Raw genomic sequence first — 24333 nt, 5'->3', positions numbered from 1 at the left:
CAAAGGATGCCATTTTAGTACCAAATTGATAATTTTTCGTTTGATTTTGGTACTAAAACCAACTTTAAGTACCATTTTTACTTGTTCGCTTTCTATTTTGGTACTTAATCGGCATTTCGTTTATGTGTATCCGTTTACAATTCCTTAGAAGTTATTATTAAAAAATATATTATTTTTCATTCTCTTCTTCAACTAAGAGTCTACGCAAGGTTTTTCCGATTAATGATTTAGGGAGACTTTCGCGAAATTCGTATATTCGTGGTATTTTGTATGCAGCAAGTCTTTCACGACAGAACGTCTCCAGCTCCTTCTCGTCTGTTGTCGCACCATTTTTTAAGACAATATAAGCCTTTACCGTTTCTCCACGGTATTCATCTGGCACTCCTACCGCAGCTGCATCGATTATTGCTGGATGTTCAAACAAGACCTCCTCCACTTCTCGAGGATAAATGTTAAATCCGCCGGCAATGATGAGGTCTTTTTTACGATCGACAATGTAAAAGAAGCCGTCATCATCCATCTTTGCCATATCACCTGTATAAAGCCATCCGTTCTTTAAGGCTTTACTCGTTTCCTCTGGGCGTTTCCAGTAGCCTTTCATAACCTGTGGTCCTTGAACGATCAGTTCCCCCACTTCACCGTTTTCAACTTCTTCACCAGTATCCGGATCGACTACCTTTGCAATTGTATCCGGAAAAGGAATCCCAATCGAGCCAAGTTTTCGTCTTTCCCAAATGTTATTCGCATGGGTAACGGGAGAAGCTTCAGTTAAACCGTATCCTTCAATTAGCTTACCTCCGGTTATCCTCTCGAACGTTTCCTGAACCTCGCCGGGCAGTGGGGCCGCTCCGCTAATACATACATTAATGGACGACAGATCAAAGTTTTTTATTTTGGGGTGATTGATTAATGACATATACATTGTTGGCGCTCCTGGAAAAGTAGTCGGCTTCTGCTTATTGATGAGCTTTAGGGTCATGTCTACATCAAACTTAGGGAGAAGCAGGAGTGTGCCCCCTAATCTTATCGACAGATTCATGAGCGTGGTCATCCCAAATACATGAAAAAATGGGAGTGTCGCTAAGTATCGTTCTTTCTTCTCCTCACTACGATATACCCAAGCTTTTGTCTGTAAAGTATTGGAGACAAGGTTATAGTGGGTAAGCATGACACCTTTGGACACACCTGTTGTACCACCTGTGTACTGAAGCAGAGCCAAATCTTCTTCTGCATCGATTTTAAAGTTAATGGGGTTAGTCGATGCAATGGATAGAAGTTTCTTAAACGAATGTGTTTGCTGATCGTAGCTGACCTCCATTGACAAGCCATCTTTTTTGGCTTTTATCGGGTATAATATATTTTTCGGAAATGGCAAGTAATCCTTAAATGAGGTGAAAATGGTATGTCTTACTTCTACTTTCGGCAGTACGTTTTTAACACGCTTAAATAAATGATCCAAGGCGATAAGAACTGTCGCTTCAGAATCATTCAGCTGGTGCTCCAACTCTCTTTCAACATAAAGCGGATTGGTTTGAACGACAATCGCGCCAATCATTAATGCTCCGTAGTAAGCGATGACGGATTGAGGACAATTCGGGAGCATAATTGCTACTCGATCGCCCTTCTCAACCCCTAATTCTTTTAAAACATTGCTAAACTGGTATGTTTCCTTTAATAACTGCTCATAGGTGATCTTTTTTCCATAGAAAAACAGGGCTGTATGTTGAGGATGTTTTTCTGCAGTATCTATCAAGAATTGAGCCAAATTTTGCTTTGGATATTCGTATGACGGTGCGACTTCTTCGGGGTAATACGCTAACCATACTTTTTCAGACATATCCAACTCTCCTTTTTGGCTATGGCATGTTAAACGACATACTTCTCAGCTGAAATGACACGCTCTGCAATTTGTCTTTTCAATGCAACTGTATTGACTGGTGTTCGGCGAGTGAGTTTTTTTACTATAGACAATTGGGCTTGGAGCATATCACCTGACTCTATCGCAGCTAACGCATCCTTAGCAAAAGACTCGATTGTTTCAAATGATTCGTGAACAAATACTTGAGTCATCGCGATCGCATTTGCCGCTTTCTCTTCACCTTCGTTCGCGATCAATTTCTTCGTTCTAAGTAATGCACTTTCAGCTGCGTACACTTGAATCATAATATCTGCTAAATGACTTAGAATTTCTTGTTCTTTTTCAAGCTCTTGTTGGTATTTTTGTACAGCTAAACCGCCAAGCATGAGGAAGATTTTCTTGGCCATTTTAATCATGTATTGTTCTTGTTCTAAGAGCCCTTCAAACGTGCGTTGTGGCATAAACGTAAGTAATTCTTCTTGTAACTGTTGAGCTTTCTGCATCAGCGGAAGTTCGCCCTTCATTGCTCGCTTAATCAACGTACCCGGAATTAATAAACGGTTGATTTCATTTGTTCCTTCAAAAATTCGATTGATGCGTGAGTCACGATAGATGCGCTCGATTTTGTATTCCTTGATAAATCCATAGCCACCGTAAATTTGCACACCTTCATCAGCAATAAAATCTAATGTCTCAGATCCAAATGCTTTATTGATCGAACACTCTAGCGCATACTCAGCAATTGCTTTGGCAGAAGCCACCCCTGCATCAGAACTGTTGAAATCAATATCTTTCATACTCGCATCTATTAATCCAGCTGTTCGGTACACCATACTATCAAGAACGTATGCCCCTATATTCATTTCTGCTAATTTTTTACGAATGAGAGGAAAAGATGAAATGGGCTGCTTAAATTGAACTCTTTCATTCGCATAGGCCGATGCTAGTTCAATCGTATCCTTCGAGGAACCAAGACAACCTGCCGCAAGCTTAAATCGACCAATATTCAAGATGTTGAAGGCGATAAGATGACCTTTTCCAACCTCCCACAACAAATTCTCTGTAGGAACCTTCACATCTTCCAAAATTAGTGGACACGTTGAGGAGCCTTTGATACCCATCTTCTGTTCTTCTGGTCCAGTACTGACTCCTTCCATTGTTCTCTCTACAATAAATGTACTAAAATCTGTTCCATTTACTTTAGCATAAACAATGAAAATATCAGCAAAGGCTGCATTTGTAATAAATTGCTTTGTTCCATTTAAGATAAAATGCTTACCATCCTCCGATAATGTAGCAGTAGTTTTGGCACCTAGTGCATCTGAACCAGAAGATGGTTCTGTTAAACAATAAGCGGCAATTTTTTCCCCACTAGCTAATGGAGGCAGATATTTTTGCTTTTGCTCTTCTGATCCGAAGTAAACGATCGGCAAGGTACCAATCCCGACATGTGCTCCAAGGGATAGACCAAAGGACGACGCCTTAGATAATCGTTCACTGATCAATGTCGAGCTTACTTTATCGAGACCAAGACCTTGATATTGTTCTGGCACATCAGCACTAAGAAGTCCCAATTCTCCTGCCTTTTGCAGTAGTGTTACGGTAAGGTCGTAATTTAAGCTTTCAATCGCTTCATCCTGTGGCAGAATCTCTCCTTCAATAAAATCCTTTGTTGTTTCGGCAATCATTCGCTGTTCCTGAGTAAAATCCTCTGGTGTAATGACCGAGTTATAATCGACATCGTCAATAATAAAACTTCCACCAACTATTTTTTCCTCCATCATTGTGTTCCCCTTTCTAATCATGATGCTGGTATTATTTTAGCTTGGATGCACTTCAAACACACTAGCTGCACCCATACCTCCACCGATACACATCGAAACGACTCCGTACCCACCGCCTCTGCGTTTCAGCTCATAAAGTAAGGTGGAGGTTAACTTGGCCCCTGTACATCCCAGAGGATGGCCAAGTGCAATTGCTCCTCCATTTACGTTTACTTTCTCTTCATCTATTTTCAGTTCGCGAATGATTGGCAAACATTGTGCTGCAAATGCTTCGTTTATTTCAAAAAGTTCAATGTCATCCTGGCTAACTCCTGCCATATCAAGGGCTTTGGGAATCGCCTTGATCGGACCAATCCCCATAATCTCAGGTTCAACGCCAGCCACTGCAAAGGATTTAAAGGTAGCTAATGGTTTTAAACCAAGTGCTTCTGCTTTTTCTTTACTCATTACTACACATGCTGCTGCACCATCACTCATTTGCGATGAGTTACCAGCAGTTACAGTTCCTCCCTGCTTGAACGCTGGTTTGAGTCCTGCCAGTACGTCAACACTTGTATCCGCACGAACCCCTTCGTCCGTGTCGACAACGCTTTGTTCTTCCCAAGGATTCCCGTTCTCATCAACACCCTTACGCACTGTTTGTACGGGGACAATTTCTTCTTTAAACTTGCCTGCTTGCATAGCTGCTGCTGCTTTCTGATGGCTCATTGCGGCAAAGTGATCCTGATCGTTTCGTGAAACATCAAATCGTGCTGCTACTTCTTCAGCCGTAAAGCCCATCCCCATATAGATTTCAGGCATTTCATCGACAATTTGTGGATGTGGAGACATCTTAAACCCTGACATCGGAACATGACTCATACTTTCTACTCCTCCGCCAATAACAACATCTGCATGACCGAGCATAACACGCTCTGCGGCAAAGGCAATTGACTGCAAGCCTGATGAGCAAAAACGATTGATCGTTATTGCTGGGGTTGTAGCGGGAAAACCAGCATAAAGAGAAATAATTCTTGCGACATTTAACCCTTGCTCTCCTTCAGGCATGGCACAGCCAATAATGATATCCTCCACATCCTCTTTCTTTAACCCTTGAGCCCGGTCCACGACCGCATTTAAAACCGTACTACCTAGATCCTCTATCCGTGTTTGGGCAAAACGGCCTTTCTTTGCCTTCCCTACTGGTGTACGTGCAATCGATACAATCACTGCTTCTCTCACAAAGTCACCTCATTCCTAATTTAATTACGTAATGGTTTCCCTTTGCTTAACATATACTGCATGCGCTGCCTAGTTTTTGGCTCACCACACAAACTTAGGAAAGCTTCCCGTTCGAGATCGAGCATATATTGCTCACTCACTCGTGTCCCCGCAGGAACATCTCCTCCAGCTAAAACGTGAGCCAGTTTATTGGCTATCAGTTGGTCATGATCACTGATATAACCAGCTAACTTCATTTGATAAGCACCTAACTTCAACACCGCCTTCCCTTCGCTTCCAACTACACGAATCTCTTCTTTTGGCTCTGGTGTATAGTCTTGCTCAATCAACCGCAGTGCAGCTTGCTTTGCTTCGTAAATTAAATGATCTTGATGAACAACAATAGTATCCTGATCACGCAAATAGCCAAGCTTTTTCGCATCTAGTGCACTTGTCGATACCTTTGCCATGCCGATCGTTTCAAATATTTGGTTGACATATGGTTGTAAATCAGCCTCCGGATTCGTAACAGAGTTGCTAAGACGACCGATCAGTTCCTTACACCCGCCACCTGCTGGTATTAAGCCAACACCAACCTCGACTAATCCGTAGTACGTTTCTGCCGAGGCGACAACTTGATCGGCTGGCAGACAAACCTCAACACCTCCACCCAAGGTCATCCGATGTGGAGCTGCAATAACAAGCTTTTCAAATTGTTTTAAATGATACATAGTATTTTGAAACTGGCGGATAATATGGTCGACTTCATCCCATTCCTCATCCTGTGCTTCCATTAAAAGCATCATTAAATTAGCACCAACACAGAAATTCCGTCCTTGATTGGCAATAACGAGTCCATCGTAATTGCGACGGACTTCTTTGATGCTTTCTTCAATCATCATTAAAATATCCGCACCGATCGCATTGTTAGGGGAATGAAACTCCAAACAAGCTATTCCGTCATCAAGGTCAATTAGGCTAGCTCCACTGTTAGATTTTACAACCTTATTTTGCTCTTTTAACGTTCGAAGGGAAATTACTTCAGGCTTTGGTTCTACTTGTTTATACGAACCATCTGAAACGAAAAACGTGGTACCTTCTTGCTTCTTGTAAAAGGATTGGTTTCCGGCTTTAATCCAATCTTTTACCCATCGTGGGACACTTTCTCCTTCTGCTTCCATCCGCTTTACGGACGTCTCTAATCCAATCGCATCCCACGTTTCAAATGGACCAAGCTCCCAATTAAAGCCCCATTTCATCGCTTGATCAATTTCTAAAATCGAATCCGCAATTTCACCTACTTTTTCTGCTGAATAAAGAAGTACTTTTTTGAGCGTATTCCAAGCTAGTTGCGAATATTGATCTTGCGTGCTTAGAAGCGCTTTAAGTTTTTGCTTTGTTCCTTTTGCCATTTTTGCAGCTTCCAAAGATGCACCGACAGTTTTCTTTTGTGGCTCATATTCCATCGTCTGGACGTTAAGGGAGAGAATCTCCTTTTTATTTTCGTTCTTCACTTTTTTATAAAAGCCCTGCCCTGTTTTCTCACCAATCCATCCTTTTTCAACCATCTTTCGTAAAATCTCCGGTACCTTGAACACCTTCTTCTCTTCCTCATCGGTCAGTTTTTCGTACATATTGTTAGCAATATGTACAAACGTATCAAGTCCCACTAAATCTAACGTTCGAAATGTCGCACTTTTCGGACGCCCGATTGCCGGTCCTGTACATGCGTCAATTTCTTCAACTGTATAACCTTTATCAAGCATTTCGTTAAGTGTGATATGCAGACTGTACGCTCCGATCCGATTAGCGATAAAGTTTGGCGTATCCTTCGCAACCACGACACCTTTACCGAGCTTTTTCTCACAAAAATGATTCATCACGTCAATGATTTCGGGTCGTGTTTGCTTGCCTGGAATAATTTCTAATAGTTTCATATAACGAGGCGGATTGAAAAAATGTGTGCCTAGAAAATGTTCTTTAAATGCAGCGCTACGACCTTCAACCATGGCATTGATGGAAATACCTGACGTATTAGAGCTGACAATAATACCCTGCTCCCATACTTTTTCAATGCGCTCCAAAAGCTGCCTCTTAATGGCAAGGTTTTCAACAATCACTTCTACAACCCAATCCACTTCTTTGATTCGTTCGAGATCATCCTCGATATTGCCAGGAGTTATAAACGACGCCAAATCCTCATCATACAGTGGGGCTGGCTTTGTTTTCTTCAGTCTCTTGATTGCATTTATAGCTAAACGGTTACGGACTTCTTTACTATCTAAATGCAGTCCTTTGCTTTTTTCATCTTCTGTTAATTGTTCAGGGACCATATCGAGCAAAAGACAAGGGATACCCACGTTTGCTAAGTGGGCTGCGATGCTTGCTCCCATAACGCCCGAACCAATTACAGCTGCACGTCGAATTTGTCTTTCCATACAATTAACCTCCTGTTCTATGTCATCCTGTCAGTTTGTTAGAGCTAGACTCGCCAAATACCGCTTGCTCTAAAATTTCGGCAATATCCTTTGCCTTCACATCGTCCTCTACTTCGATTGCTTTCGTGCCATCATCTAGCATCGTGAGACAATACGGACAGGCACTACTAATCACTGTTGGATTTACATCAAGTGCCTGTTCTGTGCGAGCTAGATTTACCCGCTTTCCAGCAGTTTCCTCCATCCACATCATCCCTCCTCCTGCACCACAGCACATGCCATTCTCACGGTTACGATCCATCTCAACTAATTCGACACCTTTAATCGAACGGAGAATATCTCGTGGCTGTTCATATACATTGTTATAGCGTCCTAGATAACAGGAATCATGATACGTGATCCGTTCATCCAATTCATACGTTGGTGTTAATCGACCGTCTTTCACTAGCTGATTGAGAAGCTCCGTATGATGAAGGACCTCAACCCCGTCTAATCCAAACTCTGGGTATTCATTTTTTAATGTATTAAAAGTATGCGGACAGGCTGTAACGATTTTTTTCACGTTGTATTTCTTTAATGTTGCAATGTTTTCCATGCACAACTCTTGGAAAAGTAATTCATTGCCCATTCTTCTCGGCGTATCACCGGAATTCTTCTCTTCGTTGCCAAGAATCGCAAAGTTGACACCTGCTTCATTTAGCAATCTCACAAATGCACGAGACACTTTGCGACTGCGATTATCGTAAGACCCCATTGAACCAACAAAGTAAAGAATATCAAAATCAGGATTTTCCTTTACTGTCGGAACAGGAATTCCGTCAATGTCTTCCACCCACTTCGCACGATCTTTGCGATTGATTCCCCATGGATTCCCTTGGCGCTCAATGTTTTGCATTGCACGCTGGCCTTCATGAGGAACACTACCTTCCATGAGCAGCAAATGCCGACGCAAGTCTACGATTTTATCGACATGTTCATTCCCGACCGGACATTGATCCTCGCAGTTCCGACATGTCGTACATGCCCAAATCTCCTCCTCGGTCATCACATCGCCAACGAGATTTAGCTCCTCTACATTGTTATCACTTGTCGACCACATCTGTTGCTGGAGTGTCATCGTCGGTTGAATCGTCGTCCCTTGCCCCCACTCGACCTGCTCTCTATCAACATCTTGAATGCTGTGTATACCATAATTAGACTGAGGTACCCAAGGTGATTTCGATGTGATCGCTGCACCTTTTTCAGTAAGGTGGTCTCGCAACTTTACAATAAGATGCATTGGCGAAAGCAGCTTACCCGTATTAGAAGCTGGACAAGCATCCGTACAGCGCCCACATTCAACACAGGAATAGAAATCGAGCATTTGTTGTTGTGTAAAATCTTCTACTTTTCCAACACCGAATGATTCCGCATTTTCATCTTCAAGATCAAGGCTTCTCAATTGACCAACCGGTTCTGTTCGTCTTAAAAAAATGTTGATCGGAGCAACCATCAGATGAAAATGTTTTGATTGCGGAACATATACTAAAAACGCTAATAATATCAGTAAATGTGCCCACCAAAACGTGTAAAAAAGAATCTGCGCTGTCATCTCTTCAACTGACATAAAAGCCGCTGCAATCAAAGAGGAAAGCGGTGAATACCAAGAAAAAGAGAGATCATGTAGAACCCGCTCTAATCCTAGTGTCAAAAGAACCGATAACATTAAGGAAAAAATAAAGTAAATAACGATGCTCGGTTTTTTTCCTCTTTTTAATCGAGGTAGTTTCTCACCATAACGGCGATAGGCTGCATAACCAACTGCAAGAAATATAAGAAAGACCGTTACTTCCTGAAAGAGGTTAAAGACGTGATAGCCTGGAATCGGAAGTCGATCTGCCCCAAGGCCCTTGACAATGATATCCAAGGCACCAAATTGTAAGATGATAAAGCCATAAAAAATAATGACATGCATGATCCCGCTTTTTTTATGTTTCAATAATTTTGATTGACCGAATACTTGCGAGACAAACGTTCTCAAGCGTTCATCGAGATTCTTTTCGATTTCCACCTGCTTTCCTAACTTAATATATAAGTAACGACGATAAACCACTTTCCCAAATAAATACAAGCCGTAACCAGTTACTAGAAGAAATGCGAGAAATTGAATCCATTGCCAAGCCACATTGATCGCTCCCTTCCTGATACTTAGTAGGCTCAGAAAAGCTTTTGAGCCACCCTTTACCTTACAAGAAACACACATGAATGTGTAAGGGCTCTCATATTATGGATATGAACGTGATTATTAGAAAATGCTTACCATTTATGTTGGAAAGGAGAATGATAAATGGATATCTATGTCATTCTAAAACAGACCTTCGACACCGAGGAAAAAATCATCGTTGAAGATGGCACTATTTCCGAAGATGGCGTGCAATATGTCATCAACCCATATGATGAATATGCCGTAGAAGAAGCGATCCAAAAACGAGAGGAACTTGGGGGTAATGTTTATGTTATTGCTGTCGGTCCAGAGCGAACATCCGAAGCTCTCCGCACAGCATTAGCAATGGGAGCTGATGAAGCTGTATTAATATCAGATGAAAGAATAGGATCAGATGAAAACACCATCTCAAAGGTATTAGCTGCATACTTTGAAGGTCAAAAAGTTGATTTCATTCTGGGTGGTTACTTCTCGGTTGATAATGGTGCTGGTCAAGTAGCGATACGATTAGCACAACTCTTAGACATTCCACATGTCGGATCGATTACGAAGCTTGATATTAGTAATGACAAAGCACTAGCAGATCGTGATGCAGAAGGCGACCTTGAACAAGTTGAAGTCACACTTCCTGCAGTTTTCACCGCACAACAAGGGTTAAATGAACCACGTTACCCAAGCCTTCCTGGAATTATGAAAGCGAAAAGAAAACCACTACAACAATTAACATTAGATGATCTCGATATAGAAGAAAGCGAGCTAATTCCAAAAACAGCTAGAACAGACCTTTCTCTTCCTCCTCAAAAAGAAGCAGGTCAAATTCTGAAAGGCGAGACTGCTGAGCAAGTGAAAGAACTCGTTGAAAAACTACAGCATGATGCAAAAGTATTATAATAAGGAGGTATTCTTATGAGTAAAACCATTCTAGTCGTTGCTGAGCACCGCGATGGAGCATTGCGTCAAGTCACCTATGAGTCACTACATGCAGCAACATTATCCTCAACCGAAAACGACCAACTCCATGTCGCCGTGATCGGTCATTCATTAGATAACCTAACAGAGTCCCTTTCTAGTATTAATGCGGAGAAAATTTATCTTATTGATCACCCAGATTTACAGCAATATAACCCTGAAGCGTATCTTACTGCTGTAATGCAAGTGATTGATGCCTCCAATCCAGACGGAATCATTTTGGGACATACCGCTATTGGCCGTGATCTAGCACCAATGATTTCCGCAAAGATCAATGCAGGACAAATTTCAGATGTCACAAACATCGAAAACATCGACGAGCAAGTTGTATATACCCGACCAATCTATGCCGGAAAAGCATTTGAAAAGAAAGTTTTTCAAAGCACTCCATGGGTTGTCACCATTAGACCAAATAATATTGCAGGAGCTGATTCAAGCGGAGAGAAAGCAGAAATGGAACATATCGAATATGCTAAACCTGCTTCTTTACGAACCGTTATCAAAGACGTCGTACAGAATACATCTGGAAAAGTCGATTTATCAGAAGCAAAAATTGTTGTATCAGGTGGGCGCGGAGTCAAAAGTGCGGACGGATTTAAACCGTTACAAGAGCTAGCTGATGTCCTCGGTGGAGCAGTCGGTGCTTCTAGAGGTGCTTGCGATGCTGATTACTGCGACTATTCACTGCAAATTGGGCAAACTGGTAAAGTTGTTACACCAGAAATCTATATTGCATGCGGAATTAGTGGTGCAATTCAGCATGTAGCCGGCATGAGTCAATCAAAGATTATTGTTGCCATTAACAAAGATCCTGAAGCACCAATCTTCAAAATTGCTGATTATGGAATCGTTGGCGACCTTTTTGAAGTTGTGCCATTACTTACAAAGGAATTTAAGAAGGCTTTAGGTTAGAAATGTGGATAGGTGTCATTCAAAATAGTGACACCTATGTTCACCTTTTTTCTCATAGTATTGTTGTAATATTCGAAAGATTCTTCTTCTCGAAATCATCCTACCACCCCAATTATAAATAGAGGTTGAGGTTATTTTTCGTTCCGGGAACAAAAACTGATATTCTCTGCAAATACGCATAATGGCTTCGCTCCCCTTTTCAAAGTGACCACATAAACGACATTCAACCCCTTGTTTTTTCGGGATTGTTGCCATGTTTCCACAGTGATAACATGGAATTCCTTTTTCTAATTGATCATATTGATATGCTGGAAACTGATTAAACGGAGAATTTTCAATGTGATTTGCTTTAAGGTTTTCTGAAGCTTCTTTTTCTTGCGAGGTAATGTGCGTGGTAATAGGAAAATGCTTGATGAAGCGATTGATTTGCGTTGGTAAAATAATCTGTTTGTCTAAAGGAGCTTGAAAGATGGAACATTCGGGGTTCACAAATATTAAGTAGGAAACCAAGGGGAGTTTTATATCTAGTGACTGTAGTAATCGCCGTAGTATGGAATGGGCTCGATCACGTTGAACTAGCGGATTATCGATTTCTACTTGGTTCAACATAAATAATTTATCATCGTCCCAATAGTATTCTCCAATGAAATTTTTTATCTCAAATAAGAAAATCTTGCCGTTTTTTAATAATATCGTATCCATTTGACAATATTTATTATGATGTATTAGTAAATCTTTTAAGATGATATGCTCTCCTGCTAGTTTATCTAAATAAGTATCAAACATAACCTCCCCTTCAAAACCTTTTGCTACACTTCGGTACCGTTTCTTTTCTTGCTCGTTTAATTGTTTGCGTTTAGATAATAGTTCATAAGCAATTAATTCGTCAGGCTTTTTCCTTTTCTTTGTTATCATGAAATCCCTCCCATTTTTACATATTATAACATGTTTCATGATGAATACTTAAGTACCAAAATGGTGGCCATCAGGATTGATTTTGGTACTTAATCGTGTATTAAGTACCATTTTAATCAAATAATTTTTATTTTTGGTACTTAATTGTCCTTTTAGTACCATTTTTACTTCATGTGAGTGAATTTTGGTACTTAAATTATCTCATCTACAAAAGTGTCAGATAGTTCCACGATCGCATAGGCTAATGTGTAAATCTTTTTTACAAAGGGGTGGTGGTTTTGTCAGGTAAAGTGATTAACTACTATGCTGGTGGTAACACGGCAAAGGGATTCTATGACCTGTTTGAGTCAAATATGCAAGGGTTAGAAAATATATATCTATTAAAAGGTGGTCCTGGTACTGGAAAATCCACAATAATGAAAAAGCTGGCAGAGGCATGGAAAAAGCAAGGTTATAATATTGAGCGAATTCATTGTTCATCAGATAATGATTCTTTAGATGGGTTTATTATCCCCACGCTTCATTTTGGAATTTTTGATGCAACTGCTCCACATGTTTTAGAGCCAAAGGCCCCTGGGGCAATTGAACAGTATGTTAATCTCGGAGTTGCTTGGGATAATACAAAGCTAAAAGCAAATAAAGATGACATCGTTGAGTTGCAAACACAAATAAATGCTGCATTTCAATCGGCTTATGACTGTTTTGCAGATGGGCTTCATCTTCACGATTACTTAGAGGAAATATATATTAATGAGATGGATTTTGACAAAGCTAATCAAGTCACGGACGAATTAATTCAAAAGATTCTGCTCGATAAAACAAGTATTCACGGAAATGGTATCGTGCGACATCGCTTTTTCGGTGCCTCTACCCCTGAAGGTGTGGTCGATTTTATCCCCTCCATTACCGAAGAATTGACAAAACGTTACTTTATCAAAGGGCGTGCTGGTACTGGTAAATCAACACTACTTAAAAAAGTTGCCACTAATGCGGAAGAAAGTGGCTTTGACGTTGAAATGTATCACTGCGGATTTGACCCAGAGAGTATCGATATGGTCGTCATCCGCGAACTAGGAGTCTGTGTATTTGATAGTACCGATCCGCATGAATATTTCCCTGAGCGTCAAGGTGATGAAATTGTTGACCTATACGAGCAAACCATTACTCCTGGTACGGATGAAAAATATGAATCAGATATTACTTATTACACCAAAAGCTACAAGCAACGAATGAAAGATGGCATCACTTATTTGAAGGAAGCCAAAGCCTTACATGATCAATTAGAAGCTATTTATATCCCTGCAGTTGATTTTGCAGTAATTGATGAAATTTATTCGACTATTTACAATGAAATTGAAAAATTGGCGAGAGGTTGATAATAGATAAAAAAGCAGAGATCTTAACCAAGATCCCTGCTTAAATATGTTCTTTAACACACCTCACATAGTACTAATATCGATCACAAATCGATACTTCACATCTGAAGCTAATACTCGTTCATATGCTTCGTCAATTTGATCGGCTGAAATTATTTCAATTTTAGGTGCAATGTCATGTTCTGCACAGAAATCCAGCATTTCTTGTGTTTCACGAATTCCTCCTATCATCGAACCTGCAAATGAACGACGATGACCAATAAGAGAGAACACATTTACTCCCAACGGTTCTGCAGGTGCACCAACATTTACAAGAGTACCATCTAGGGTTAAAAGAGAAAGGTAAGCATTCATATCAATCTTTGCACTTACCGTGTTAATGATTAGGTCAAACGTACCTGCAAGTTTCTCAAACGTCTCAGGATCACTTGTAGCATAGTATTCTTTTGCACCAAATTGCAAGCCGTCTTCTCTTTTATTCAAAGTTTGTGACAACACTGTTACTTCAGCACCCATAGCATGTGCAATCTTAACAGCCATATGACCAAGACCGCCCATTCCAACAACTGCTACCTTCTTACCTGGACCAGCATTCCAATGATTTAATGGAGAATAAGTGGTAATACCTGCACAAAGTAATGGTGCTGCAACATCAAGTCCGATATTATCTGGAATTCTCACGACAAAATCCTCTGTTACAACAATATGTGTAGAATAACCACCTTGAGTTGGCTCTCCATATTTATCAACACCTGCGTAGGTAGGAATATTCCCTTTTAAACAATATTGTTCCTCTCCTTTACGGCAATTCTCACATTCACCACAGGAGTCAACCATACATCCTACACCTACACGATCTCCAATACTATATTTTGTTACTTCTGGTCCAACAGCTGTAACAACACCTGCAATTTCATGACCAGGTACAAGAGGATAATTTACTTCTCCCCATTCGCCATGTGCCGTGTGGATGTCCGAATGACATATTCCTGCATATTTAATTTCAATCTGAACATCATGCGAATCAAGATCACGTCGTTGAATTTCTGCTGCTCGAAAAGGTTTGTCTGGACCATCGACAGCTCGTGCTTTAGCAGTTAGCATTAATAAAACCTCCTGTAATTTTACTTATTAAAAAGAGATGACTTGTTTATCTCTTTAAAACTATAATAATGCCTAGAGTTAACTCTAGATCAAGTGATTGACTTTATATTTTTTCATATATCTCTCCAGTCATTAAGATTTCATATTGGATATCAATCGAGTTAATATATATTTATATACGAGTTATTTTCACTTTCCTTTAAAATGACTTTGACCTTCAAGAACTATCATGATAAAATTACCAAAACCATACAGTAAAGTTAACTCGAGGTCTATATTTTTACAAGAATAGGAGATATAAGATGAAGACATATTCTATCAGTGAAGTTGCGAAAGAATTGAATCTTACTGTATATACCTTGCGCTACTATGACAAAGAGGGGCTTATGCCTTTTGTAGAACGGTCAGCAAGCGGAACACGATTGTTTAAGGAATCGGATATCGAAGCATTAAAAATAATAGAATGTTTGAAATCCACTGGGATGCCGATTAAGGAAATTAAAACCTTCATTGATTGGTGTTCTGATGGGGATTCCACCTTACAGCAAAGATACGACATGTTTATGGAAAGAAAAGCTTGTGTAGAAGCACAAATGGAAGAACTGAAAAAAACAATGGAACTGATCGAGCATAAATGCTTATATTACCAAACTGCATTGGAAGCCGGAACAGAAGAAATTCATAAAAAGAATAAAATAGAGATTCCTATTACTGATTAATAATAAAACCACCTGTTATTTCAAATACAGGTGGTTTGTTTGATTCTTATACAAAACAGCATTCTCATTATTTTTTTTCAATAATATTTTGCTCTTTCGCCATTCTCTTCGCTATCCTTGGTGCATCCCATAGTGATGGGAGAAGAAGTAGCGATACTGGTGCTGCTGTTACGACAATAAAGTTTTGCAGTGTACCGACTGTTTCCTCACCAATCGCTAACAGGGAAACAGCAACCCCACCAAACATTAGTGCCCAAAAGACTCGAATGAATCGATTAGGCTCATCAGTACCACTTAAAGTCACCGCAACGGTGTAGGACATGGAATCAGCCGTTGTCGCAACAAAAATAACCGATACAATGATAAAACCAATCGCTAGTACGATTCCAAATGGGATTTGATCCATAATTGCCATCACAGTTGCCGGCATACCACTCTCATTTAGTGCGGTTGAAACAGAACCCGGATTTTCCCTTTCATAAAAAATACCTGATCCACCAACTACAGTGAACCAAAAGTTACTAACAATTGGAGCAATAAGGGAGACAGCGATAATTAATTCTCTTATTGTTCTTCCTCGAGATATTCTGCTGATAAAGATAGCCATCATTGGACCATAACCAATAAACCAACCCCAGAAGAAAATCGTCCATGAACCAAGCCAAGCTTGATCTACTCGATATAAACTCATCGTCAAAAAGTTTTGTAGATAGAAGGCTTCTGAACCGATAAATAAGTCGATAATGTACAAGGTCGGACCGAGTATTAACATGGTGGCCATTAAAACAACAACCAAACTAACATTCACTCGGCTGAGCAATTGGATACCACGCTCAATACCAGTGGCCGCCGAAATCGAAGCAATTACAACTAAAAAGATAATGATCAAAGACTGTGTAGTAAATGTATTCGAAATCCCCCATACCGCTTCTAATCCATAACCGACCTGAAGTCCTAGAAAACCGATTGGTCCGATTGTTCCAGCCGCTGTTGCTACAATGGATACAATATCAGCCAAAGAGCCAAGAAAACTATTTTTAAAGATTTTCTTACCAAACATTGGGTACAAAAAGGTTCGTGGTTTAAGTGGATAGCCTTTCTGATAATGGGCATACATAAGCACAATCGCTGTCAAGGTGCCCAAACTTGCCCAAGCTGAGAAGCCCCAGTGTAGATAACTTTGTGCCATTGCAGGAAATGTTGCAGACACTGTCCCTTCTTCAATACCTGTAAACAGCGGAGGTGTTGTCAAATAATGATACATTGGTCCAGCCGCAGCCCAAAAAACTCCTCCACTGGCTAACAATGTACATAAAATCATAGAAACCCAGCGAAAATTGCTATTCTCCGGCCGCTCCATTTTGCCCAGTCGTACTTTTCCATATTTGCTAAAAGCTAATATTAATCCAATGATAAACATTACGAGCAGTAACACTTGCCAATATGCTCCAAAATATTTCGCTGTAAAAGAGAAGGAATCACTGATCCACTGCCCCACTAATTTTTCATTAAAAATGGAAGCGATGACGAAGAGCAAAAGCAGTCCTCCACTTATAATCAACGTCATCCAATCTAATTTCTTCTTCTTCCTAGTACTGTCATCCATTCTTGTCCTCCTATAATAATGCCACATAACTTTTTATCATTTATTATTCATGTCCTATATCCATAAACTTATTAATTCAAAAAAGTAACGAGAAATTTTTGTGTATGTAAACACAGACACTCAATTATAGGTTAGTGAGGAAAATAAGTCAAAAACAGCTTGCCATTTATCCTTAACGAAGCTAGTAATCCAAACTATTCGTATGCTATGTACGCTGATAACATCCATACATATTTTTCATACTTACCTTGTAAAGCAATTAATAAATCAGCTGTTGGCTCATCGCTATTCTCACTTGCTAGAGGTAATCCATCATGTTGAATTTCAGCAATAATTTGCTTATAATTATCCATTAGTTGTTGAATAATCTCATTCTCTTTATCATCAGCGTTCGCTTCTACTAATGTAGCTTCTTCTAAATACTTTGACATAACTGCCAACGGCTTTCCGTCTATTGCTAAAATTCTTTCTGCCACTTCATCTAAATCTTCGGCAATTTGATTGTACATTTCTTCAAAGGTAGCATGGAGCTGGAAGAAATGCCTCCCTTGAACAAACCAGTGATAGCGATGTAACTTAACATATAACACGAAATGGTTTGATAATAATTGGTTCAAAAAATTAATTAATCTTTGATTATCCATATAAACCCACCTTTTTAACGTATTTTATAATCCTTATTTTCGCGAAGTTTTATCGATTTATACAAAAAACACTCACTAAAATCGGTTCCAACATTTGTGAGTGTTTCATCGTAGAATTCAGATCATCCTGTTTATTAGTTTTGATCAATTTTAATCCCAATAAATTTCATTTCGGTCATGTCTTCTATCGCATATTTAACGCCTTCTCTTCCAACACCACTTTGTTTCACGCCACCATACGGATGATTATCCTGCCTATACGTTGAGATTTCATTGATCCAAACTCCGCCCATTTCTAATCGATCTGCAACACGTAATGCTCGGTTAATGTCTCTTGTAAAAACACCAGCTTGTAGTCCGTAAATGGAATCATTGGAATACTCGATTGCTTCTTCTTCTGTATTAAATGGAATGACCGATACAATAGGAGCAAAAACCTCTTCTGCAATGATTTTCATATTTTCATCCACATCAGTCATGATCGTAGGTGATAAAATCGTGCCATTTCTTTCACCACCGACCGCAATCCGTGCACCCTTGTCTACCGCGTCATCAATCCACTCTTTAGCCCGCTTAGCTTCTTCTTCATTAATCATCGGACCAATGTCGGTTTCCTCACTGATTGGGTCACCCATTCGTAATGCTTTTGTTTTTTGGATATAGGCCTCAAGAAATGAATCATAAATTTCCTTATGGACATAAATACGTTGTGCAGAAATACAGACTTGACCAGAGAATGCAAAAGCGCCTTTTACTAATTCTGTTGTAGCATAATCAATGTTAGCATCCTCAAATAAAAGGTTCGGTGAATTAGAACCAAGCTCTAAAGTAACCTTCTTTAATCCTGCTGTTTCCCTGATGTTCTTACCTACTGGAAGGCTGCCAGTAAAGCTGATTTTAGCAACTTTGTCATGTGTCACAAGCGCTGAGCCAACTTCTTCACCGGTTCCAATAAGTAGATTAATGACACCGTCTGGCAATCCTGCTTCTTGAAACAGCTTTACGAGCATACAGGCCGAAATCGGTGTTTTTTCTGCTGGTTTAAATACGACTGTGTTGCCTGCTGCTAATGCCGGTGCAAGTTTATGAAGGGAAAGGTTTAATGGAAAGTTAAACGGTGTGATGGCTCCTACTACACCTAATGGCTCACGCTTAACTAGACCCATACGATGTTCGCCACCAATAGCAGCATCCATTGGTATCATTTCCCCGGGAATATTTTTGGCTAATTCAGAAGCAAATCGGAGAACTTGAATAGACCGTTCGACTTCACCGCGGCTATACTTAATTGGTTTACCAGCTTCCTTGCTAATAATGGTTGCAAAATCCTCCGTTTTATCTACTAACAAATCGGCAGCTTTTCGCAAAATATCAGCACGTTGATGGGCTGGCATAACTTTCATTTCGGAATGGAACTTTTCAAAGCTATTGGTTACAGCGTCTTCGAGATCTTTCTTAGTGGCAAGTTTTAATTCCGCTACTTTTTCATTATTAAAAGGATTATGGACTGCTACTATTTCACGATTATCTTCTATTCGTTCTTGGCCGTTGATAATGGAACCTATTTTCATCATAGTATGACCTCCGTTAACAAATAATATTTCCTAGCTTTTCGGTAAGCTTCATATTTTCGCGATAATCAACTGGACAATCAATAAGTACTGGCTTGTTCAACGATAACGCTTTGTCTATGGTTGGTTTCAATCCTTCTGGCTTTTCAACAGTCAGTCCTTCGAAACCGTATGACTTTGCTAACTGAACAAAATCTGGATTGCCAAATTTAATATGGGATGAACGGTTGAAAGCTTTCATCTGATGCCATTCAATTAAACCGTAACCTTCATCACGCCATAAAAGAATCACAATCGGTAAATTTAATCGTTTCGCAGTTTCTAATTCTGCACTCGTCATTTGAAATGATCCATCACCACATACAGCAACCACCTGACGTTCTGGGTGAACCATTTTGGCAGCAATAGCACTAGGCACTGCAACACCCATTGATGCTAAACCATTCGAAATGAGACATGTATTCGGTTGATAACTATGGTACATTCTAGCGATCCACATTTTGTGTGCTCCAACATCAGAGATAACAATGCTGTTTTCCTCCAATACAGAACGCAAATCAGCAATAATCTTTTGTGGTTTCACAGGAAATTCGATGTCGCTTTTAAACGATTCTAATTCAGTCAGTGCTTCGTTGCGAACATGTGACACCCAAGTTAAATCTCTTTCTTTTTCAGTAATTGCCTTGTTTAGATTTTTGATATTCTCTTTAATATTACCGACAACATTTAATTGAACAGGATAGCATGCATCAATTTCTGCTTCTTTTGTATCAATGTGCAAGATAGGGGTTTTGCCCTCAGGATTCCAACTTTTTGGGGAATACTCGGCCATATCAAAACCAATAGCAATGATCAGGTCAGACTCGTTAAATCCACAAGCAATATAATCATTACCACCTATCCCTGCCGTTAGTAGGCTATGTTCATCAGTCCACGGTATTGCACCTTTTCCCATGAAAGTATGAACTACAGGAAGATTTGCCGTCTTCACTAGAGTCCTCAACTCTTCATCAGCATCCCCTCTTGTTACACCATTCCCAACTAAAAGGAGTGGGTGCTTCGCTTGTTCTATTATTTTGGCCGCCTCGTTAATTACTGGTTCATCCGCCTCTGAAAGATGATGAGGGACAACATTTAGAGGTGAACTCTCAATTTCCATCTTTGCAACATCTTCAGGTAGTTCAATATGCGTTGCTCCGGTCTTCTCCTCCGTAGCAACTTTAAATGCTTTTCGTACCACTTCTGGAACTACGTCAGGCGTTTTTATCTGGGTATTCCATTTAGTTACTTCATCATAAACAGATACCATATCGTAATGTTGATGAGAAATCTTATGCTGACGACCTAGACCTGCTTGTGCTGTGATCGCCACGATCGGACAGAGATCCATGTTGGCATTGGCAACACCGGTTAATAAATTGGTTGCACCTGGTCCAAGTGTTGCCAAACATACGCCTGGTTTCCCTGTCAATTTTCCGTATGTTCCCGCCATAAATGCTGCACTCGTTTCGTGACGTGTTACAATAAATTGAATCGTGGAGTCATGAAGGGCATCCATTACATCAATATTTTCTTCACCTGGTACCCCAAAAATATATTCAACTCCTTCATGTTCTAAACATTTGATCAATAGTTCTGCTACTTTCATTGATTACACCTTCTTCTTTTAAGAAATATCGTTTATATCCTTCGGCCGTACCATTGCTTGATAGATATCGTCTAATGACCATGTCCTACCCTTTTCGTCTCGATAAACAATGTGTTCTCGTGTGAATTTGGTCGGTGAATCTAAACCAGCTGCTGCAGCTAACCGGAATAGCCCTTTACGCATAGTAATTAAATAATTTGCCGTACGCCATTTCTTCTCTTCAATCACAAGCCCTTTTTGCAGATCAGGATCTGTCGTTGCGACGCCAACCGGACATGAATTGGATTGACATTGTAATGCTTGGATACATCCAACTGTTATCATAAACGCTCTAGCGACATTGACGAGATCCGCTCCCATAGCAAGTGCAATTGCAATCCGGTCTGGTGAAAACATTTTCCCTGATGCAATAATTTTCAAATTATCTCGCACACCATACTTCCGAAGAGCATTATCGACTAATGGTAACGCCGACCGAATCGGTAACCCGACACTGTCCGCTAATTCTTGGTAGGATGCACCTGTTCCCCCTTCCCCACCATCTATTGTGATGAAGTCTGGTCCCATCCCCGTATCTTTAATCGCTTTGGCGAGTTCATCAGCCTCCTGACTACTTCCAACTACAACCTTCATGCCTACAGGTTTTCCCGTATGTTCACGAATCTTTTCTAAAAACTTAAATAAGGAAGGTAAGTCACTAAATTCACGAAAGCGATTGGGACTGTCAATCGACTTGTAAGGCTCCACCATTCTTATCCTAGCAATTTCTTCGGTTACTTTCTCTGCGTCAATATGGCCACCACGTGTTTTGGCACCTTGCGCTAATTTAATCTCGAACGCTTTTACTTCTGCCATGTTGCTTTTCTCTAGTAATGCATCCCAACTAAAGTTTCCTTCCTTATCTCTAACCCCAAATAAGCCAGGCCCAATTTGCATAATAATATCTACTCCACCCTTAAGATGGTAATCAGATATTCCACCTTCACCGGTATTCATCCAAGTTCCTTTCGCAATGCCTAACCCTTCTGATAGAGCTGTAATAGCTCGCTCTCCTAAGGAACCGTAACTCATAGCAGACATACCGATCTGTCCTTTAACCTTAAATGGATGTCTTGTTTGTTCACCGATCACAATTGCATCATCATCTTCCAATAAATAAACTGGCGATTCATCCTTATCCAACCGCTCTTTTCTTTGAGCAAATAAAGGTTCATTAAGCAACAAGTAGCGCTCTGTTGTCACTTTTGTCTTGCGATCCATCTTTAATTCTTCTGTTAATTTAGGGAAGAGAGAATTACGAATATAATATCCAGGCTCATCAAAGTCGCGTTGTGAGCCATACCCAAGGACATCTCGTTTGTATTTTGCCTTTTTCACTATATGCTGATAGTCGTTTCGCGAAAATGGCTCACCCTCGCGGTTATTATGAAATAAATATTGGCGTAACTCAGGTCCGATATTCTCTAAGAAATATCTAACCCTTCCAATTAAAGGATAATTTCGAAGAATAGGATGTTGTTTTTGTCTTTTGTCTATTGTAAATAAATACGATCCAACCACTAAGAGTATAAGTATTACAACCGTACAAACTACAAATCCGATGATCGTCATGAAGTTGGCAATATTCACATACCATTCCTCCTATTAAGTGAGACTATGATCGAGGTGCTATCCGACACTTCACTTCCCTATTTCACTGGAAGTTTGAAGCTGGAATCAGCCAGGCGATAGACACCGGGATCATATTACTAACTTTAGTTTGACCTGTTGTTTCATTATTATGAATAGCCGAAACTAAGCCAGAAAGTTAGTTTATTAAATAAGGGTACAAAAGGCGGCATATTAATTTATACAACAAAAAAAGACAGGCTAATTTACCTGTCTTTTCTTTTATACTAATTATGTTTTGGCTAATCATTAAGATGATTGCACTTTATAAAAAGCATATTATATTGGTGATTGGCAAAATTTCTCTATGATTTGTGTTTTAATCTCTTCAACCGGAAATTTCTGAGGATAAGTGGCAATCATCAACATTACCCCTTGCAAGGTAGACGAAAAATATAGAGATCTTTCTCTAGGATTGGCAACTCCTAGATTTTCAAACATTTCACATTGTAACTCAAATTGCCTTGCATTTTCCTCAACGATCCGTTTACTATATTTAATTAACTCTTTATCAGCCTCAGGTTGTGTTTGCAAGTGTAGAAAAAAGCGATGAACTTGAGGATTTGTGTAAACATTATCAATCGCATGATTTACAACATATTTTAGTTGGTCAGCTGGTGTATCAAGTGCTAAAGCACCTTCCATCACTTCGATTAATTTTATAATCCGTTCTTCCACAATCGTTGAAAGCAGATCTTCTTTTCCTTTGAAGTAATTGTAAAGTAAGCCTTTAGAGATTTCTGCTTCTTTCGCTATATCACTAATAGAAGTCGCATGATATCCTTGATTAATAAACAGTTCCATCGCTTTGTGTCGAATATTTTCTATTGCTTTTTGACGAATTCGTTCATTCTCTTCGGGTGTTCTTGGCATAGGTACATATCATTCCTTTATAAAATTATCAATCTTCATAAATAACTTATCTGGATGCGTAAGTGTTACCATGTGGTCTGCATTTGTTATTTCGGATAAACGGACATTGGGAACTTTTTTAAATTGTTCTGCTACACGATGATTATCTTGAAAATCTTTTTCGCCTATAATAAACAACGTATTCATCGATAATTCATCTAATCTCTCAACAGCAGGCGGTTGTGGCCAAAACATTTCAAAATTAGGCCATGTTAAAATCCGATTGAAGTAGTCTCGATGCATTTGAATCATCAGATCTCGATGTGGGCTTGACATGACAACTTGATACAACGAGCCACTCAAAGAGATATCAAGCATTTGATCGATATCTGGAGCAACCCGATTAATGCTGTTAATATACTCATTAAATGCTTCAGAATAATGGAAACCTGATAATGATGGTGCAATTAAAATCAGATTGTTTACTTTTTCAGGGTAATTTAAAGCAAACTCTGTTGCAATTTGCCCCCCTATTGAATGACCAACAAGCATCGCCGAATCTAGCTCTAGATGATCCATAAGTAATAATAAATCTTCAACATAATTGACCTTGTCATTTGGATTTGGCGATGGTGATTTTCCAATTCCACGTACGTCAAACGTAACAACTTTGTAATGTTGAGCTAATCGTGGAGTTAAAAATGTCCAGTCTTTCCGATCCGTTCCTCCACTATGCAACAGTACAATAGGATGACCCTCTCCGGTTACTTGATAATACAAATCCATGGTAAACCCTCCATCCAATTTATTTCGTTCTACTGTCATTTTATTATTGACCGAACGTTTAGTCAATAATAAAATAGGAG

Annotated in this window: 18 protein-coding genes; 4 read left to right on the top strand and 14 right to left on the bottom strand. The window is 39.7% G+C overall.

The genetic code is table 11. From position 1 onward, the window contains the following. Positions 1-169: 169 nt before the first annotated feature. The 5 genes from GH715_RS15365 to GH715_RS15345 are packed head-to-tail and all read right to left on the bottom strand — an operon-like array spanning position 170 to position 9444. Complete coding sequence (locus tag GH715_RS15365; RefSeq protein WP_194928282.1) at positions 170-1837, bottom strand: long-chain-fatty-acid--CoA ligase; 1668 nt, start codon at positions 1835-1837, stop codon at positions 170-172. A gap of 29 nt (positions 1838-1866) precedes the next feature. Continuing rightward, positions 1867-3639 carry an acyl-CoA dehydrogenase family protein gene (locus tag GH715_RS15360; RefSeq protein ID WP_390308553.1) on the bottom strand — a complete coding sequence of 591 codons (1773 nt, stop codon included), beginning with the start codon at positions 3637-3639 and terminating at the stop codon, positions 1867-1869. A 39-nt stretch (positions 3640-3678) separates the two neighbouring features. Next, entirely contained in the window at positions 3679-4863 is a 1185-nt protein-coding gene (locus tag GH715_RS15355; protein WP_163578694.1) for an acetyl-CoA C-acyltransferase, read from the bottom strand. 20 nt (positions 4864-4883) lie between these two features. Continuing rightward, complete coding sequence (locus tag GH715_RS15350; RefSeq protein WP_153836116.1) at positions 4884-7280, bottom strand: 3-hydroxyacyl-CoA dehydrogenase/enoyl-CoA hydratase family protein; 2397 nt, start codon at positions 7278-7280, stop codon at positions 4884-4886. Between the two features lie 22 nt (positions 7281-7302). Beyond that, on the bottom strand, positions 7303-9444 hold the full coding sequence (locus GH715_RS15345) for a (Fe-S)-binding protein (RefSeq protein ID WP_163578693.1): 2142 nt from the start codon (positions 9442-9444) through the stop codon (positions 7303-7305). A gap of 162 nt (positions 9445-9606) precedes the next feature. Here GH715_RS15345 and GH715_RS15340 point away from each other — a divergent pair, with 162 nt between their 5' ends. Both GH715_RS15340 and GH715_RS15335 read left to right on the top strand, forming a co-directional pair. Continuing rightward, on the top strand, positions 9607-10374 hold the full coding sequence (locus tag GH715_RS15340; RefSeq protein WP_153836115.1) for an electron transfer flavoprotein subunit beta/FixA family protein: 768 nt from the start codon (positions 9607-9609) through the stop codon (positions 10372-10374). 15 nt (positions 10375-10389) lie between these two features. Then, positions 10390-11364: an electron transfer flavoprotein subunit alpha/FixB family protein gene (locus GH715_RS15335; protein ID WP_153836114.1), complete on the top strand. Its 975-nt coding sequence runs from the start codon at positions 10390-10392 to the stop codon at positions 11362-11364. Between the two features lie 15 nt (positions 11365-11379). Here GH715_RS15335 and GH715_RS15330 read toward each other — a convergent pair whose 3' ends face one another. Further along, positions 11380-12279: a nuclease-related domain-containing protein gene (locus GH715_RS15330; RefSeq protein WP_163578692.1), complete on the bottom strand. Its 900-nt coding sequence runs from the start codon at positions 12277-12279 to the stop codon at positions 11380-11382. A gap of 278 nt (positions 12280-12557) precedes the next feature. Between GH715_RS15330 and GH715_RS15325 the strand changes: the two genes are divergently transcribed. Further along, a complete protein-coding gene (locus tag GH715_RS15325) occupies positions 12558-13655 on the top strand; it encodes a PRK06851 family protein (protein ID WP_153836112.1) in 1098 nt (365 codons plus the stop codon). A 63-nt stretch (positions 13656-13718) separates the two neighbouring features. Here the strand turns inward: GH715_RS15325 and GH715_RS15320 are convergent, their stop codons facing one another. Further along, positions 13719-14759, bottom strand: coding sequence for an NAD(P)-dependent alcohol dehydrogenase (locus GH715_RS15320; RefSeq protein ID WP_153836111.1), 1041 nt, complete (start codon positions 14757-14759; stop codon positions 13719-13721). Positions 14760-15061: 302 nt separating this feature from the next. On the opposite strand from GH715_RS15320, the gene GH715_RS15315 reads away from it, so the two are divergent. Beyond that, the gene (locus tag GH715_RS15315) at positions 15062-15478 is read left to right on the top strand and encodes a MerR family transcriptional regulator (RefSeq protein ID WP_153836110.1); all 417 of its coding nucleotides are present in this window, start codon (positions 15062-15064) and stop codon (positions 15476-15478) included. A gap of 67 nt (positions 15479-15545) precedes the next feature. Here GH715_RS15315 and GH715_RS15310 read toward each other — a convergent pair whose 3' ends face one another. The 7 genes from GH715_RS15310 to GH715_RS15280 all read right to left on the bottom strand — a co-directional run bounded on the left by GH715_RS15310 (position 15546) and on the right by GH715_RS15280 (position 24253). After that, positions 15546-17084, bottom strand: a complete 1539-nt coding sequence (locus GH715_RS15310) for a BCCT family transporter (protein ID WP_153836109.1) — start codon at positions 17082-17084, stop codon at positions 15546-15548. Positions 17085-17278: 194 nt separating this feature from the next. Then, the gene (locus GH715_RS15305) at positions 17279-17728 is read right to left on the bottom strand and encodes a Dps family protein (protein ID WP_153836108.1); all 450 of its coding nucleotides are present in this window, start codon (positions 17726-17728) and stop codon (positions 17279-17281) included. 134 nt (positions 17729-17862) lie between these two features. After that, on the bottom strand, positions 17863-19302 hold the full coding sequence (locus GH715_RS15300; protein WP_153836107.1) for an aldehyde dehydrogenase family protein: 1440 nt from the start codon (positions 19300-19302) through the stop codon (positions 17863-17865). A gap of 13 nt (positions 19303-19315) precedes the next feature. Then, positions 19316-20947 (bottom strand): acetolactate synthase large subunit, encoded by a 1632-nt coding sequence (locus tag GH715_RS15295; protein ID WP_153836106.1) that lies wholly within the window; start codon positions 20945-20947, stop codon positions 19316-19318. 18 nt (positions 20948-20965) lie between these two features. Further along, positions 20966-22576: an FMN-binding glutamate synthase family protein gene (locus tag GH715_RS15290; protein WP_163578691.1), complete on the bottom strand. Its 1611-nt coding sequence runs from the start codon at positions 22574-22576 to the stop codon at positions 20966-20968. A 318-nt stretch (positions 22577-22894) separates the two neighbouring features. Next, positions 22895-23488, bottom strand: coding sequence for a TetR/AcrR family transcriptional regulator (locus tag GH715_RS15285; RefSeq protein ID WP_153836105.1), 594 nt, complete (start codon positions 23486-23488; stop codon positions 22895-22897). Between the two features lie 9 nt (positions 23489-23497). Beyond that, positions 23498-24253 carry an alpha/beta fold hydrolase gene (locus GH715_RS15280; RefSeq protein ID WP_153836104.1) on the bottom strand — a complete coding sequence of 252 codons (756 nt, stop codon included), beginning with the start codon at positions 24251-24253 and terminating at the stop codon, positions 23498-23500. Between the last annotated feature and the right edge of the window lie 80 nt (positions 24254-24333).

Origin of the sequence: Gracilibacillus thailandensis (assembly GCF_010994055.1) — a bacterium.
GTDB classification, from domain to species: Bacteria; Bacillota; Bacilli; order Bacillales; family Amphibacillaceae; genus Gracilibacillus; species Gracilibacillus lacisalsi.
The sequence above is the reverse complement of the archived record's forward strand: the minus strand, read 5'-3'. Positions and strand labels throughout refer to the sequence as shown.